The sequence below is a fragment of the Amycolatopsis sp. FBCC-B4732 genome (assembly GCF_023008405.1).
In the GTDB taxonomy this organism is placed as follows: Bacteria; Actinomycetota; Actinomycetes; order Mycobacteriales; family Pseudonocardiaceae; genus Amycolatopsis; species Amycolatopsis pretoriensis_A.
In genome coordinates this window covers 8,931,150-8,946,302 of record NZ_CP095376.1, presented here as the reverse complement: position 1 = coordinate 8,946,302, position 15,153 = coordinate 8,931,150, and the positions used below count along the sequence as shown (strand labels likewise).

The 15,153-nt window shown below is 72.6% G+C and carries 17 protein-coding genes; 7 read left to right on the top strand and 10 right to left on the bottom strand.

The genetic code is table 11. The features are described from left to right. Positions 1 to 59: 59 nt before the first annotated feature. A complete protein-coding gene (locus MUY14_RS40515) occupies positions 60 to 968 on the bottom strand; it encodes an NADP-dependent oxidoreductase (protein WP_247017650.1) in 909 nt (302 codons plus the stop codon). A gap of 80 nt (positions 969 to 1,048) precedes the next feature. Here MUY14_RS40515 and MUY14_RS40510 point away from each other — a divergent pair, with 80 nt between their 5' ends. The 4 genes from MUY14_RS40510 to MUY14_RS40495 all read left to right on the top strand — a co-directional run bounded on the left by MUY14_RS40510 (position 1,049) and on the right by MUY14_RS40495 (position 5,424). Beyond that, the gene (locus MUY14_RS40510; RefSeq protein WP_247017648.1) at positions 1,049 to 1,618 is read left to right on the top strand and encodes a TetR/AcrR family transcriptional regulator; all 570 of its coding nucleotides are present in this window, start codon (positions 1,049 to 1,051) and stop codon (positions 1,616 to 1,618) included. Positions 1,619 to 1,904: 286 nt separating this feature from the next. Beyond that, positions 1,905 to 2,687 carry an IclR family transcriptional regulator gene (locus MUY14_RS40505; protein WP_086860412.1) on the top strand — a complete coding sequence of 261 codons (783 nt, stop codon included), beginning with the start codon at positions 1,905 to 1,907 and terminating at the stop codon, positions 2,685 to 2,687. 492 nt (positions 2,688 to 3,179) lie between these two features. Next, the gene (locus tag MUY14_RS40500; RefSeq protein ID WP_247017646.1) at positions 3,180 to 4,859 is read left to right on the top strand and encodes an L-lactate permease; all 1,680 of its coding nucleotides are present in this window, start codon (positions 3,180 to 3,182) and stop codon (positions 4,857 to 4,859) included. 10 nt (positions 4,860 to 4,869) lie between these two features. Continuing rightward, positions 4,870 to 5,424 carry an HD family hydrolase gene (locus MUY14_RS40495; RefSeq protein ID WP_247017644.1) on the top strand — a complete coding sequence of 185 codons (555 nt, stop codon included), beginning with the start codon at positions 4,870 to 4,872 and terminating at the stop codon, positions 5,422 to 5,424. Here the strand turns inward: MUY14_RS40495 and MUY14_RS47040 are convergent. The 5 genes from MUY14_RS47040 to MUY14_RS40475 form a co-directional block, all read right to left on the bottom strand. Next, positions 5,421 to 5,549 carry a hypothetical protein gene (locus MUY14_RS47040; protein WP_281506216.1) on the bottom strand — a complete coding sequence of 43 codons (129 nt, stop codon included), beginning with the start codon at positions 5,547 to 5,549 and terminating at the stop codon, positions 5,421 to 5,423. The genes MUY14_RS40495 and MUY14_RS47040 overlap by 4 nt on opposite strands. Continuing rightward, positions 5,533 to 5,811, bottom strand: a complete 279-nt coding sequence (locus tag MUY14_RS40490) for a hypothetical protein (RefSeq protein WP_247017642.1) — start codon at positions 5,809 to 5,811, stop codon at positions 5,533 to 5,535. The genes MUY14_RS47040 and MUY14_RS40490 overlap by 17 nt, the downstream gene beginning before the upstream one ends. Positions 5,812 to 5,931: 120 nt before the next feature. Next, a complete protein-coding gene (locus MUY14_RS40485; protein ID WP_247017640.1) occupies positions 5,932 to 7,197 on the bottom strand; it encodes an RNA polymerase sigma factor in 1,266 nt (421 codons plus the stop codon). Positions 7,198 to 7,236: 39 nt separating this feature from the next. Further along, positions 7,237 to 7,593: a YciI family protein gene (locus MUY14_RS40480; RefSeq protein ID WP_247017637.1), complete on the bottom strand. Its 357-nt coding sequence runs from the start codon at positions 7,591 to 7,593 to the stop codon at positions 7,237 to 7,239. After that, positions 7,593 to 8,018: a YciI family protein gene (locus MUY14_RS40475; protein WP_247025482.1), complete on the bottom strand. Its 426-nt coding sequence runs from the start codon at positions 8,016 to 8,018 to the stop codon at positions 7,593 to 7,595. Before MUY14_RS40475 ends, MUY14_RS40480 begins: the two co-directional genes overlap by 1 nt. A 158-nt stretch (positions 8,019 to 8,176) precedes the next feature. Between MUY14_RS40475 and MUY14_RS40470 the strand changes: the two genes are divergently transcribed. From MUY14_RS40470 to MUY14_RS40460, 3 genes are read left to right on the top strand one after another with little or no spacing between them, the layout of a single operon-like run. Continuing rightward, positions 8,177 to 8,434 (top strand): hypothetical protein, encoded by a 258-nt coding sequence (locus MUY14_RS40470; protein WP_247017636.1) that lies wholly within the window; start codon positions 8,177 to 8,179, stop codon positions 8,432 to 8,434. Positions 8,435 to 8,455: 21 nt separating this feature from the next. After that, positions 8,456 to 9,436 (top strand): small ribosomal subunit Rsm22 family protein, encoded by a 981-nt coding sequence (locus tag MUY14_RS40465; protein WP_247017634.1) that lies wholly within the window; start codon positions 8,456 to 8,458, stop codon positions 9,434 to 9,436. 22 nt (positions 9,437 to 9,458) lie between these two features. Further along, positions 9,459 to 10,034: a dihydrofolate reductase family protein gene (locus MUY14_RS40460; protein ID WP_247017632.1), complete on the top strand. Its 576-nt coding sequence runs from the start codon at positions 9,459 to 9,461 to the stop codon at positions 10,032 to 10,034. Here the strand turns inward: MUY14_RS40460 and MUY14_RS40455 are convergent. The 4 genes from MUY14_RS40455 to MUY14_RS40440 form a co-directional block, all read right to left on the bottom strand. Next, positions 10,031 to 10,867, bottom strand: a complete 837-nt coding sequence (locus MUY14_RS40455) for a maleylpyruvate isomerase N-terminal domain-containing protein (RefSeq protein ID WP_247017630.1) — start codon at positions 10,865 to 10,867, stop codon at positions 10,031 to 10,033. The two genes, MUY14_RS40460 and MUY14_RS40455, sit on opposite strands and share 4 nt — an antisense overlap. A 198-nt stretch (positions 10,868 to 11,065) precedes the next feature. Then, entirely contained in the window at positions 11,066 to 11,677 is a 612-nt protein-coding gene (locus MUY14_RS40450; RefSeq protein ID WP_247017627.1) for a DUF4232 domain-containing protein, read from the bottom strand. 20 nt (positions 11,678 to 11,697) lie between these two features. Further along, positions 11,698 to 12,186 (bottom strand): DUF4232 domain-containing protein, encoded by a 489-nt coding sequence (locus MUY14_RS40445; protein ID WP_247017625.1) that lies wholly within the window; start codon positions 12,184 to 12,186, stop codon positions 11,698 to 11,700. Between the two features lie 131 nt (positions 12,187 to 12,317). Beyond that, on the bottom strand, positions 12,318 to 14,864 hold the full coding sequence (locus tag MUY14_RS40440) for a CHAT domain-containing tetratricopeptide repeat protein (protein WP_247017623.1): 2,547 nt from the start codon (positions 14,862 to 14,864) through the stop codon (positions 12,318 to 12,320). Positions 14,865 to 15,153 lie beyond the last annotated feature (289 nt).

Sequence of the window (15,153 nt, the reverse complement as noted above, 5' to 3'; positions counted from 1 at the left end):
GTGCGGATGGTGCCCCGCGGGCGCTGTGAGTTTCCTGAGTCCGTGGCCCGCGTCTCGCGTCAGAGCGTGACGACGACCTTGCCGTGCACGTGCCGGCCGGCCTGCAGGGCGACGGCGTCGCGGATCTTCTCGACCGGGAAGACCGCGGCGATCGGCACGGTGAGCTGCCCGTCGACGATCGCCGTGGTGATCCTCGCGAGCTCGCCCGGTTCCGCGTCGGCGCCCCCGGTCGCCCGCACGCCGCCGGGCGGGGTGGGGCCGGCGGCGATCGTGGAGATCCGCTCGGGCGGGACGCCGATGGCCAGCGCGGCCTCGGCCGTCTCGGTGCCGAACAGGTCCGTCGCCGCGGTCACGCCGAGCGCCCGGACGCGGTCCGCCAGCCCGGGGCCGTAGGTGACCGGCTCGGCGCCGAGCTCGCGCAGGAAGCCGAACGTGCTCTCCGACGCCGTCCCGATCACCCGGGCACCGGCGAGCTTCGCGAGCTGGACGGCGAAGATGCCGACGCCGCCGGCGGCCCCGCCGATCAGGACGGTGTCGCCGGACCGCAGCCCGATCGCCGCCAGCGCCGCGGCCGCCGAGGAGCCGGCCACCGGGAGCGTGCTCGCCACTTCGTCGCCGATCCCGTCCGGCGTCGGGAAGAGCGAACCGGGCACCTCGATGACGACGAAGTCGGCGACGGCCCGGCCGAGCGCGCCGCCGTGGACGCGGTCGCCGAGGGCGAACCCGGTGGCGCCGGGCCCGACCTCGTCGACCACGCCGGCGAAGTCGTACCCGAAGCCCGACGGCAGCGTGATGCCGAACTGCGCCGCGGCTTCGGGCCGGGCGGCGAGGCCCCAGTCCATCGGGTTCAGCCCGGCCGCGGTGACGCGGACGCGCACTTCGCCCGGGCCGGCGTGCGGTTCCGGCACCTCGCGCAGCTCCAGGACTTCGGGACCACCGAACTCTTCGTAGACGACGGCTCGGCTCACGGGGACCTCCAGCGGCAGTGATGAGACTTGGTCCCATCACCGTACACCGATGACGGGACCAAGTGCCGTAAAGTGGTCCCATGGCCCGCTGGCAACCGAACGCCCCGGAGCGGCTGAGCAAAGCCGCGCTGGAACTGTTCGCCGAGCGCGGCTACGAGGACACGACGGTGATCGACATCGCCGAGCGCGCCGGATTGACGAAGAGCACCTTCTTCCGGCACTTCCAGGACAAGCGCGAAGTGCTCTTCGGCGGCGGCACGCTGGCCGGCCTGCTCGCCGGAGCGGTCGCCGCGGCACCGGAAACCGCCAGCCCGCTCGACGTGGTGACGGACGCCGTGGCCGCGGTCGGCCGCGAGGTCTTCACGCCGGAGCGCCGCGAGTTCGGCGCGCTCCGGCGGGCGGTGATCGACGCCAACCCGGAACTGCGGGAGCGCGAAGCCCTGAAGGGCCTGACCCTCACGGCGACGCTGGCCGACGCGCTGAGACGGCGTGGCGTCCCGGAGCTGACGGCGTGCGTCGCCGCGGAACTGGGCGCGCTCGCGATGAAGCTCGCCCACGAACACTGGAGCGCCGGCGGCGACTTCGGCGAATCCGCGCGGCAGGCCATGGCCGACGTCCGGGCGGCCGTCGACCTTTCCGGGCGTTCGTGACTTTTCCCCGCCGACCGGCGCGGTTCAGGCTCGTGAATGCGCATTCACGGACCTGAACGACAACGTTGTCGAAGTTGTCGATCCGGCCTGTTCAGAGGCCCGCAACCGCCATAGGTAGGAAACTTAACCATCGGAGGTTGTACCAATTAGCGTGCACAAGTAACTGCGTTTATCCTGAAGCGTTTCAAGATCTTCCGTACATACATCGGAGGTGTTACCGTCCAAACCCACCCAGCGGAAAGCCTTGCCGCTGAGCGGAAACCGGGAACGTCCAACGGAGGGCAACGTGGGACCGGAGCGCGGGCTGGAGAACAGCGGAACTCTCGAACGCGGACTCGCGGTGCTGGAGCACGTGGGCCGGCACCAGGAGATTTCCACCAATGCGATCGCGCGGCAACTGGGGCTTTCCCGCAGTGCCGCGTACCGGATCGTCGGCACCTTGAAGAACCTCGAATACCTCGAAGCCGACCAGATCACCGGCCGCGTGCGGCTGGGGACGCGGCTGGTCGAGCTCGGCGCCCGCGCGATGGCGGCGACCGACCTGCACCGGTGCGCGCCGCGCTACCTCGCGTCGCTCGCGGAGCGCTCGGGTGAGACGACGTACCTAGCGGTGCCGGACAACGACACGATGGTCTACGTCGCCACCGAACGCAGCGCCAGCGCGGTGACGCTCGCCTGCCGCCTCGGCACGCGCCGCCCGCAGCACGCGACGTCGCTCGGGAAGGCGTGGCTCGCCGCGCTGCCGGAGGTCGACCGCGCCGAGCGCGTCCGCCGGATGAAGCTGGATTCGCTGACGCTGAAGACGATCATCGACCCCCACCGGCTCCTGGACGAGCTCGCGCGCACGAGCCGGCGCGGCTGGGCGATCGACGAGGTGGAGAACGAGCCGGACGTCGGGTGCGTGGCGGCCGCGGTCCGCGACCACTCCGGCAGGCCGATCGCGGCGATCAGCATCGCGGGACCGGCACCGCGGGTGCTGCGGCGCTTGGACGAGCTGGGCGCATCGGTGGCCGGCACGGCTGCGGCGCTGTCGCTGAGGTTGGGTTTCGTCCGGAGCCGCCCCGCCTGACCCACTCGCGGTCGCGGCGCCCGGCCCCGTCTCGCGGCCCACCCCGACCCGCGCGGCCCGCCACGGCTCGGCCAACCCGCAGCCGCCCGGCCCACGACACCGCCTCACCCGCAGCCACCCGATCCCGACCCCGACGACTCGGCCAACCCGCAACTCCACGGCCTCAGCCACCCGACCCCAATCCCGCGACTCGGCCAGCCCACAGCCACCCGGCCCGCAACGCCGCGGCCGCAGCCACCCGACCCCAATCCCGCGCCTCGGCCAACCCACAGCCACCCGGCCCCAACCCCGCGACTCGGCCAACCCACAGCCGCATGGCCCGCACCACCACGGCCGCGGCCCCAACCCCACCAGCCCACGGCCGGCCCCACCCGCGGCCGCCCGCCCGAACGCCACCCCTGCTCGGCCAACCCGCAGCCGCCCGACCCAACCTCCGGCGCTCGGCCACCGATCCCCACCCCGCTGTCCCCGCACCCGGCGAAGGAGCCGACCGTGACCTGGATCCAGGACTACCAGCCGGCGGGTGGGCTGTGGGTGTCCGCGCTGCTCGCCGCGCTGCCGATCGTCGTGCTGCTCGTCGCGCTCGGCGTCGTCCGCTTCTCCGCGCACCTCTCGGCCGCGCTCGCGCTGGTCACCGCGCTCGGCGTCGCCCTTCTGCTGTACCGGATGCCGGCCGCACTGGCGTTCGACTCCGCCGCGATGGGTGTGCTGTTCGGGATCTGGTCGGTGGCCTGGATCGCGTTCCACGCCGTGTACTTCCACAACGTCACGGTGGCGACCGGCCGGTTCGACTCGATCAAGCGGGTGCTCGCCGGGTTCAGCGAAGACCGGCGGCTCCAGGCCCTTCTGATCGCGTTCGCCTTCGGCGCGCTCCTCGAAGGCGTCGCGGGTGGTGGGTCGCCGATCGCGATCACCGCGGCGATGATGGCCGCGCTCGGGTTTCCGCCGGTGAAGGCCGTTGTGCTGGCGTTGCTCGCGAACACCGCGCCGGTCGCGTTCGGCGGGCTCGGCAACCCGCTGATCGTGCTCGGCAGGCTGACCGCGCCGATCATGCACCTCAAGCAGGACCAGGCCACCGAGCTGTTCTCGGCCATGGTCGGGCGGCAGGTTCCGGTGCTGGCGCTGATCATCCCGGCGTTCCTCGTCGTCGTCCTGGCCGGCTGGAAGCGCATGCTCGAGGTGTGGCCGGCCGTGCTGACCGCCGGGTTCGCTTTCGCCGCCATGCAGTTCGTCGCGTCCAACTACATCAGCGCCAGCCTCGTCGACGTCCTCGCCGCGCTCACCGCGATGGCCGCGCTCTGGGTGCTGACGCGGTTCTGGCAGCCCGCGGCGGTGTGGCGGTTCGAAGGTGAAGAAAGCGCTGTCTCGACCGCCGAAAAATCCGACCGGCGCGCGCTCCACGCGTGGATGCCCTACATCATCCTGATCCTCGCGATCTTCCTGTCGCGGATCGGCACGATCTTCAAGAACCTGCCCACCTGGCTGGACCTGACGAAGCTGCTGCACAAGGCGGACTGGATCTTCGCCTGGCCGGGCCTGCACAACCACGTCATCCAGCACCCGCCGATCACGGCGAAGAACGCGCCCTACGCGGCGACGTTCACGGTGGACTTCCTGTTCTCACCCGGCACGGTGGCGCTGATCGCGGCGGTCATCGCCGGCTTCGCGATGGGCGCGCGGCCGAAGCTGCTGCTCGAGACGTACCGGCGGACGCTGGTCCAGATGCGCTGGGCGCTCGCGACGATCTTCATGATCCTGGCCATCGCGTTCGTGATGAACTACTCGGGCGCGACGCAGACGCTGGGCCTGGCCCTGGCGACGACCGGCGCGGTCTTCCCGCTGTTCTCCGCCTACATCGGCTGGCTGGGCGTGTTCCTGACCGGCTCGGACGCGTCGACGAACAGCCTGTTCGGCCCGATGCAGGTGATCTCGGCGCAGCAGCTGAACCTGAACCCGATCCTGGCCGGCGCGACCAACACGTCCGGCGGCGTGATGGGCAAGATGATCTCCCCGCAGAACCTGTCGATCGGCGCGACGGCGATCGGCCAGAGCGGCAAGGAGGGCTCGCTGCTGCGGCAGACGTTCCTCTGGTCCCTGCTGCTGACGGCCGTGGTCGGCGTGATCTCCCTCCTGCAGGCGACGATCCTGACGGCGATGATCCCGTCGCCCTAGGCTGGGCGGCATGACCTCTGAAGCGCTGGCCTCGTTCGGGTACGAGCTCGGCCTCCTGAAGCGGATCCGGCGGTCGGGCTGGTGGCACGCGGGTGTGCGCGACCCCGAGTCGGTCGGCGAGCACAGCCTCCGCGCGGCCCAGCTGGCGGCGCTGCTCGCGGCGGAAGAAGGCGCGTCCCCGGAGCGGGCGGCGTTCCTCGCGCTGTGGCACGACACGCAGGAGACGCGCACGGGCGACCTCCCGCTGACGGCGGTGGAGTACCTGCGCAAGCCGGAACCGCGCGAGATCACCGCCGACCAGACGGCCGCGCTGCCGAAGAAGTCGCGCGAGCTGGTGCGCGAGGCGGTGGACGAGTACGAGAGCCGTGCGACGGCGGAAGCGTTGTGCGCGAAGGACGCGGACAAGCTGGAGATGCTGCTGCAGGCCCTGGAGTACCGCGATATCGGCGTGCGCCCGGTGGACGAGTGGATCGCGTCGGCGACGAAGGGGCTGAAGACGGCAACGGCGAAGAAGATCGCGGAAGCGGCGTTGACGTTGTCGCCGCTTTCGTGGCGGGGCCGCTAGGTCCGGTCACCCATCGCCGCGGAGCTGATCGTGCCGTCCGCGACGCTGTGCCCGATCATGCTGTGCGCCTCCCGGAACAAAGCGCGCGCCTGGCCGAAAAGGTAGATGTCAGCGACGCCGACCACTCCCGATACGACTGCTTCGATGCAATTCGGGCTTCGCGGTGATCAACCGTGGCGACATATGCAGCACTTCGCGCAGCGCATCGATGGTGAGACGATCGACTTCGTGGCGGTCTTCACCGCGCGGCGTGTTATCGGAAGTGGTCTTCTCCTGGAGCTGCCGGTAGTCCGACCGGATCCGGCTGCGCACCCGCGCTACCACGCGACTGGTCACCGGCCGGAAGACCGATAGCGGACCGCGCGGCCGCTCGTCGAGGTCGTCCACGGTCAGCCGCCGGAGGGTGGTAGTGCCCCACCAGCAACCACCCGGCACAGAACCACATGTAGCCCGCGACCAACGCACTGCGTACGTCCCGGAAGCCCGGCAGCAGCGAGGCGAGCGCCGCTAAGCGCCGACGGCCTTCGCGCGGTTGAGGAGCAGCTCGCGCTCGCGGGCGTTCTCCGTCATCTCCGCCGCCCGGCGGAACTCGCCCTCCGCCTCTTCCAGCCGGCCGAGCTTCTCCAGCAGGTCGCCGCGGACGCTCGGCAGCAGGTGGTAGTCCTTCAGCGCCTCGTCCGCCGCGACCGCGTCCACCACCGCCAGTCCCGCTTCCGGCCCGTGCGCCATCGCCACCGCGACCCCGCGGTTCAGCTCGATCACCGGCGACGGCTGGAGCTTGCCGAGGCCTTCGTACAACGCCGCGATCCGCGCCCAGTCCGTCGCCTCCGGGGTCCGGGCGCGGGCGTGGCAGGCCGCGATCGCCGCCTGCGCGGAGTACGGCCCGTACGCCCCTTCGGCGATCTGCTCCGACAGGGCCAGCGCCGCCAGGCCGTGCTGGATCAGGAACCGGTCCCAGCGGGAACGGTCCTGGTCGAGCAGCAGCACCGGCTCGCCGTCGGGCTTGGTGCGGGCCTTCGCGCGGGACGCCTGCAGCTCCATCAGCGCGACCAGGCCGTGGACCTCGGACTCGCCCGGCATGAGCGCGGCGAGCACGCGGCCGAGGCGCATCGCCTCCTCGCACAGCGCCGGGCGCATCCAGTCGTCGCCGCGGGTGGCCGAGTAGCCCTCGTTGAACACCAGGTAGAGGACCTCGAGCACGGACGACAGGCGGGCGACGCGCTCGTCGCCCTCCGGGACCTCGAACGGGACCTTCGCCGCCGCCAGCGCCTTCTTCGCGCGGACGATCCGCTGGGCGATCGTCGATTCGCGGACCAGGAACGCGCGCGCGATCTCGTCGGTCGTCAGGCCGCCGAGCATGCGCAACGTCAGCGCGACCCTTGCCTGCGTGTTCAGCACCGGGTGGCAGGCGACGAACAGCAGCCGGAGGACGTCGTCCTCGATGTGGTCGTCGAGGGCCGCGTCGAAGTCCGGCAGCACGCCCTCGCCGAGCTGCTGGCCGCGGCCGACCTCTTCGAGCTTCTCCGCGTACCGCTCGTTGCGGCGGAACTGGTCGACCGCGCGGCGCTTGGCGATGGTCATCAGCCACGCGCCGGGGTTGCGCGGCACGCCGGACCCCGGCCACTGCTCCAGCGCCGCGACCAGCGCGTCCTGCGCCAGCTCTTCGGCGAGACCGACGTCGCCACGGGCCATCCGGGCCAGCCCCGCGATGAGCCGCGGCGACTCGATGCGCCAGACCGTTTCGACCGTGCTCCGGGTGTCCGCAACCGTCACCCGGCCATCAGACAGGGTGATCGGCCGCGGTGCAACCCACTACTCGGCGATCGGGCGGATCTCCATCACGCCGCTCTTCACCTCGGGATTCGGGTTGGGCGCCTGCTTCATCAGCGCGACGACGTCTTCGAGCGACTCGCCGTTCAGCACCCAGAACCCGGCGATCAGCTCCTTCGTCTCCGCGAACGGCCCGTCGATGACCTTCGGCTCGGCGTCCCCCGCGAAGAGGACGCGGACGCCCTCGGCGCTGGAGGTGAGCCCCTCGGCCAGCTCGATCCGGCCTTCGTCCAGCAGCCGGGCGTTGAACTTCGTCATTTCGGTCAGTTCCTCGGCCGTGGGCTGGTACCCGGCCGCCTCGGTGTCGGCGGTGGCCTTGACCATCACGAGGAACCGCATCACGACTCCTGGGCGCTCTGCGCGCGCAGCCGCCCTTCCAGCTCCTCGACCTCGGGCGTCATGTTCTCGAAGTCGGACGCCTCGGCGACGCGCCGGATCTCGACCTCGCCGGCCTGGCCGTCGGGGTTGGGCATCCGCTTGATCCACTCGATGCACTCTTCGCGGTCGCGGCACTGCAGGATCCAGAAGCCGCCGACGAGCTCCTTGGTCTCGGCGAACGGGCCGTCGACGACCTTGGGGTCCTCGCTGCCGGAGAACACCACGCGCGCCCCCTGCGAGCTCGGCGTGAGGCCTTCACCGGCGAGCAGGATGCCGGCCTTGACCATCTCCTCGTTGAACTTGCCCATTTCGGCGAGCAGTTCCGCACTCGGGCCCTTGCCCGCCTCGGACTCTTCGTTCTGCTTGACGATCACCATGAACCGCATCGCGGTCTCCTCTCGGTCGGTCTTGCCCACGCGTCGAACGGCACGGCCCCGGATCGACAGCTCCGGCAAAAAAGTTTTGGCGCCGGAAAACTAGCAGCTCAGGGTCGCCTCGGGGGATGATTCGGACGCGGGGACGGTTCCCGCCGAGGGGTGGGCACATGGATCGCAAAGGACAGCGCCGCTACATCGTCCGGCTCCCGGCCGGGGGCGACCGGCCGCCCAAGCCCGGCTTCCCGGTGTGGGACACGTCCCTGGGCAACGTCCGGCGGCGGTACCCGCGCGCGGCGAAGATCTGGCGGGCCACCGAAGACGAGCCGCGGCGCCCGCGCCCGCTGCGGCGAGCCGGGCAGCTGCTCCGGCGGGGCCCGGCGCTCGCCTGGCGCTGGGCGCGCGACCGCGACGCCAAACCCTGGTGAGAGCCCGGCTAACCTGCCGTCGTGGCGGTACTCCCCGACGATCTCTCCTCCGCGCTCGACGAAGAGCTGGCCAGGCACCCCGTGGGCCGGCTGAGCCAGTCCGTCGACCGGCTCAGCGCGCGCTACCGCCAAGGTGACGCGGCGACCTCGCCGATCCTGGCCTCTGAAGTCGACGTCGCCGCGTACGCCGGCTACCGGATGCCGGCCACCTACGCCGCCGTACACGCTGTGCTCGCCGAAGCCGCTTCGCGCGCTCCGGGCTTCGAGCCGCGTACGCAGGTCGACGTCGGCGGGGGTACCGGGGCGGCGGTGTGGGCGGCCGCGGCCGTGTGGCCGTCGCTGGCGAAGTGCGCCGTCGTGGAGCAGGTCGCCGGCGCGATCGGGCTCGGGAAGCGGCTGGCCGCGAACGCGCTCCAGGCGCCGGTCCGGAACGCGGAGTGGCGGCGTGGGTTCGTCGACCCGGCCGCCCCGGCGCCGGAAGCGGACCTCGTCACGCTCTCCTACGTGCTGGGCGAACTCCCGGGAGCCACCCGCCCGGACGTCGTGCGCTGGCTGGCGGCGAAGGCGGAAGCGGTCGCGCTGATCGAGCCGGGCACCCCGGCGGGCTACGAGCGGATCCGCGCCGCCCGCGCCGAGCTGATCGACCTCGGGCTGCACGTCGTCGCGCCCTGCCCGCACGACGCCGCCTGCCCGATCGAGCCCGGCAAGGACTGGTGCCACTTCGCCGCGCGCCTCCCGCGGTCGGGCCTGCACCGGCGGTTGAAGGCCGCGACACTCGGGTTCGAGGACGAGAAGTTCGCGTACGTCGTCGCGGCGCGGTTCACGCCGGAGCGCCCGGACGCGCGGATCATCCGGCACCCGAAGAAGCACAAGGGCTGGGTCGCGCTCGACCTGTGCACCGGCGACGGCTTGAAGCCGGGTGTCGCGGTCTCGAAGAAGCAGGGCCCGAGGTACCGCGCGGCCCGCGACGCCGAGTGGGGCGACGGCTGGTCTTCCACCTGATCCGCTGGCAGGGTGACCGCCCATGGGGAGAGTCATCGCGGAAATCAGCGTGTCGGCCGACGGGATCGTGGCCGGGCCGGGATCCAGTGCCGAACACCGGCTCGGCGAGGACGGCGGCCTGCTGCACGAGTGGCTGTTCGAGGGCACCGACGCCGACGGCGAAGTCGCGGCGAAGCTGTTCGAAGGCACCGGCGCGTTCGTGCTCGGCCGGACGATGTTCGAAGTCGGCGTCGACACCTGGGGCGACGACGGCACCTTCGAGAAGCCGGTCTACGTCGTCACGAACCGGCCGCACGAACCGGTCGTGAAGGGCCCGACGACGTTCACGTTCGTCACCGAAGGTGTCGAGAACGCGCTGGAGCAGGCGAAAGCCGCGGCCGGCGCGGACAACGTCGTCGTCATGGGCGGGGGCACGACGCTACGGCAGTTCCTGAGCGCCGGGCTGGTCGACGAGCTCCGCCTGCACGTGATCCCGCTGCTCTTCGGCCACGGCGTCCGGCTCTTCGACGGCCCGCCCGGCGAGCACGTCCGGCTGAAGCGCACCGCGGTGGCCGAGACGCCGAACGCCACCCACCTGATCTTCGACGTGCTCCGCTAAGGCATCCGCACCGTCCGCAGGAACGCCGGGAGCAGCCACGGCCGCCGCCCGCCGATCCGGACGCCGCCCGTCAAGACCGCTCTGGGCCGGGAAATCCGGCCGAACATCATCGGGACCAGCACCGCCGGGTCGAAGCGCAGGCGGACGTCCGCCGTGCCGTCCGGTTCCTCGAAGCGCAGCTTCCCGTGCTGCAGCGCCAGTACGCCCGGCTTCGTGTACGCCGACCGGAATTCGACCGCGATGCGGCGCGCGGACGGCGTCGCGTCGTCGAGCAGGCTGCCCATGTCGTTGCGGACCATGCCGAACAGGAACAGCTCCAGGAACATCGCCTCGTACCGCGCCGGGATCGGCCACGGCCGCCGGAGGGCGCGGGCGATGTCGAGGCCGTGCAGGAGCATCTCGTTGACCAGGTGCGCGAGGACGCCCGCCACCGGGACGCGCGAACCGCCCAGCCACCAGACCGGCTTCTCCGGGTCGAGGTCCGCGCTGACCAGCAGGACCTCGGCGATGTCCGCGCGCAGGCGCTCGGCCAGGCGGGCCGGGTCGCGTTCCGGGTAGAGCTCGAGGGCGAGCTCGTTCATCCGGCCGATCGTGTCGATGCTCGCCGAATCGATCGGGTCTTCGAGGCCCGGCAACGGGAGCGGGCCGCCGTCGCCGCGGATCATCGCCGTGTACATCAGCGCGATCATGCCCACGTGCGACGCCGTTTCGGCGATCGACCACTCGCCGAGCGAGTTCGCGTGCGCGTCCGGCACGCTCGCCACCAGATCCGCGAACCGGCCGCCGACGTCCGGCAGGGCTGCGCGCACCGACTCCCACTGTTCGACCGTCACAGCTTCCGAAGGTAAGCCGCCGCGCGGTCGTCCCGGGTCTCCGAGGGTGCGGTTCCACTGTGAGTAGGGAACTCGCAGCGGTAACCGGCCAGTCGGGGGGCGTGCCGGCCGGTTACCGCCGCAGTGAGGAAGAGGGAGCCGCACGCCAGGAATGACGCGCGGCTCCAGGCATCACCCGATCGAGTGACGAGACGGCCGTCAGGCCGGGTCGGCGAGGATGCCGTTCACGTACGAACCCGGGTGGGTCGCCGCGTCCTGGCGGAGGACCGGCAGGCCGGCCGGCCAGTCCGCGGTCAGCGCCTTCGTCGACCCGGGCGGGATCGTGTTCAGCCTCGACGGCGTCCACGTCGGCTCGCCGTCCGCCGGCTTCACCACCGTGATCGTCGCCGACGCCGTCGTCCCCGGGGTGACCTCGTTGTACTTCACGCCGTTGTCGACGCGCGTCAGGTGGTACACCGGGCCGAACGCCGGGTCGTCCGGGCCGGCCAGGTCGACGCCCGGGACGCCGTACAGACCGCACGTGTGGTCCGTCGTGTTCCGGTAGGTCAGCGGGAGGTCGTACTGGCCCGGCGCGTCGTTCTTCTCGGCCGGCTTGCCCAGCAGGACCTCCAGGTCGGCCGTGGTGCACCGGGGCGTCGCGGTCGACGCCGCGGCCACCCCGCCGCCCGCCGGAGCCGCCGCCGCGCCGTTCGCGGAGCCGGACCCGGACCCGGAGCCTGCTGCGGGCGCCGGGGCCGCCGTGGACGTCCCGCACGCCGCCAGCACGAAGGCCCCCGCCGCCGTGCCGATCCCCAGCAAGATGCGCTTCATCGGAAATCCCCTCCCGGACGTCAGTTGCCGACCGGCGTGACCTGGACGGTCTCGCCCTTCACCGGCGCCCCCGCCGGCCACGCGACGCTCACCGGCTGGCCGTACGGCCCGGTCGGCAGGTCGAACGTGACGAACTCGGCGGCCGCAGGCGCCGCGGCCGAGCGCTGGACGATCCGGGACACCGCCGGGTGCCCGTCGCGCAGGTTCACCGGGACCGCCTCGGAGGCGTCCGTCGTCACCGCGATCGGCAGCCGCTGCCCGCCGGCGAGGAAGCCCACCGCGGTCGGCGCGCCCTCGAGCTTGCAGTTCGTGGTCGGCGACGCCGCCGTGTAGGTGAGCACATAAGCCTCGTGCCCGGCCGCGTTCGACGGGTCCGGGGCCACGGTCACGGTCACGTCCGACGCGCCGCACGGGTGGTCGCTCGGCATGGCGTTCGCCGCCCCGCCGGCCAGCAGCAGCCCACCGGCCGCCAGACCCCCGACGATCAGCGCGGTACCAGCTCGCTTCATGGTCATCCTCCCTTGTTCCGTGATCGACTGGACTCACTGGGAAAGATGCCCACCGCCCCCTCGGGGATGCGCCGCGATGCGATCGATCACCCGAAAGCAACCTTCAAGATCACCGGACGTCGGAAAGGGAGTCAGCTGCGACCGAAACAGACGAACGGCATCAGCGGTTCGGCCGTGGCCGCGTCCGCCAGCGCCCGTGCCGGCGGCGTCCCGGCCGCCAGTGCGCGGTGGAACGCCAGCATCACCCCGCCCGCGGTCCGGTCGTCGACCCGCGCCACGCTCGAGACCACCGTGCGGCTGCCGCCGTAGAGCAGCGCCGCCGTGAAGCCGAGGACCTCGTCACCCGCGCGGACCACGGTCTGGCCGACGTCGCACGACGACAGCACCACCTGCTCCGGCGCCGTCGCGAGCTGCTGGACGTCGTAGGCCATCAGCGGCCCGTCGGCGAGGTTGAGCCGGGAGAACAGCACGTTCTCCTGCTCGTGGTGGCCGTGCGCGGCGAAGTGGGCGAGCCGGCAGCCGTCGAACGCCTTGAGCGTCGCCGCGACCGTCGCGTCCGGGCCGGTCAGCACCTCCGCCTCCGGGTACAGCGGCGCCAGCGACGAGATCTCGGTGTCCGCGTGGGTCAGGTCCGAGCCCGCGACCAGCAGCGGCGCCCCGTCCGCGCGGCGCGGACGGCGGCCCGCGTCGAACCAGGCCGACGACGACGGCGTGACCGTCACCGGCCGGCCGCGCACCGTCGGCAGCAGCCCCCACGGGATCGCCGACAGCGCCCCGGTCGGCACGACGACGACGTCGAGGTCGCCGAGCCGGGCGGCCAGCGGCGCCAGCAGGATCGCGTCCAGCGCGGTGACCTGCGTCCGCACCGACCGGCGGATGACCCGGTCCAGCTGCGGCGGCAGCTGGCGCCCGCACAACGCGTCGAGGTCGCTGTGCAGCCGCGCGACCGGCTCCGCGACGGCCGAGGCCGGGCCGAGCTCGACCAGCGCGACCCGGTGGTCGGCGATCACCTGCGCGCACAGCGAACCGTGGTCGGCGAGGAAGCAGACCATCGCGCTGCCGGTGGCGGCCAGCTCGTCGCCGATCTCGCGCAGCTTCGCCTCGGGGTGGTCCACGTCGGTGCCCTCGGCCTGCCAGCCCTTGGCGCGGATTTCGCGTTCCAGCGCGGCGCAGCGCTTCACGGCCTGCGCGTCCGGCTTCCCGGACAGCTCGCCCGCGCGGATCTGCATCGAGAGGTACCGCAGCTCGGCGACGGCGTCCACGGTCTCGGGGTGCGCGGGCGGGCGCACCGGCCGGAACCGGAACGCCTGCGCGCGCGAGCGGTCGAGCCAGCGGAACACCACCCCCGGCGACCGCTGGGCGAGCGCGGCGGCGAGACCGGCGTCGGCGAGTTCCTTGCCCAGCGACGTCGTCGCGGTCTGCAGGTCGACGCTGCCGAAGCGGCTGCGGTGCCGCTGCAGCTGGGCGAGCCCGGCCCGCGCGTTCGCGAACGTCACGCGCCGGTGGCCGGTCGCGGCGCCGAGTTCGGCCAGCGCGAGCCGCCGGACGAGCCGGTTTTCCAGCGGAGCGGTCCGGCGGTCGCGGGGTGCGATGCCGGCGCGGGCGCCGTCGAGGTCGCCGAGCGCGATCCGCGCCCGTGCGGCCAGCAGCCCCGCGATTTCGGCGTCGTTGCGCAGGCCCAGCCCGGTGAGCCGGCCGGCGAGCGCGGTCGCTTCCACGGCGACGCGGGCGATCCGCCGTCCGGCCGCGAAGTCCGCGCGCAGCGCGGTCAGCTGCGCGACCGCGGCCCAGGTTTCGTTGCCCCGGCGGCGAAACCGCCGTTCCGCGCGCCCGGCCCAGCTGCGCGCGGTCGCCGGGTCGCCGCTCGCGAGCGTGGCCAACGCGCGCGTGAGCTCGGCTTCGGCGTGCTCCTGGTTCATCCGCAGCCGCGGGAACTGTTCGAGCGCGGCGTCCAGTTCGGCGGCGGCTTCCTGCGGCACCCCGGCGGCGAGCAGCGCCCGCGCCTTGTCGACGGCCAGCACGGGCAGCATCCCGACGCTCTGCTCGGCGTAGAACCCGCTCGCCGCGTCGAAGTCGCGCAGCGCGCCCGGGATGTCGCCGGTCAGCACCCGAGCCTGCCCGCGGCCGTGCGCGGCCTTCGCGAAGATCCTGGCCAGGCCTTCTTCTTCGGGCTGGCCGGCGCCGATCTGCTCGCACTGGTCGAGGTCGGCGAGCGCGAGCCGCACGCGACCGGCGTACTGGTGCAGCATCGCGCGGTTGAGCAGCGTCCGGGCGAGCACGACGAACTCGCCGGCCTGCCGCAGCAGCGGGATCGCCTCGTCGAAGCAGGTGAGCGCCTCGTCCATCCGTCCGATGAGGATGAACACCAGACCGCGTTGCTGGCGCAGGATCCCGCGCCCGGCGTCGGAGACGAGGACGTCGGCCTCGTCGAGCAGGGCGAGGCCGCGCGCGCTGTTGCCCAGCGCGGTTTCGACGGCCGCGTACGTGCCGAGCACGCGCGTGGCGAGGTCGGGCCAGGCCGGCCACCCGGGCGGCGGCGCGGTCGCGGGCAGCCCCAGAAGCCGTGCGGCGGAACGGATCAGGCGCCCACCGACCACGGGCTGGCCGTCGTTGGTCGCCGCGACCGCACGCCGATGCAGGTCGCGCACCCGGTCTTCCGCCTTCGGCGACGCGACCACGGGCTGCCCTTCCGGCCGGGGCGGTCCCCCTCGGCCGAGAAGGACGCCCCGGATCGTACCTCCGGCCCTGGGCGATCCGGGAGCTCTCGCCGGGAGGGCAGATTTTCACGTCACAGCGCGGTATCCGGGCCGCGGATGACATGAACGAGTCGTTCATGACGCCAGACGCGGTGAACGACCCGTTCATGACGTCCGGCGGGCGGGCCGGGTGCGGGACGGGGCATGCCGGGCCGAGCGACGCCAGGCTCCTCGCCGACACCGGCCGACCCCCGCCCCTGACGACATGAAC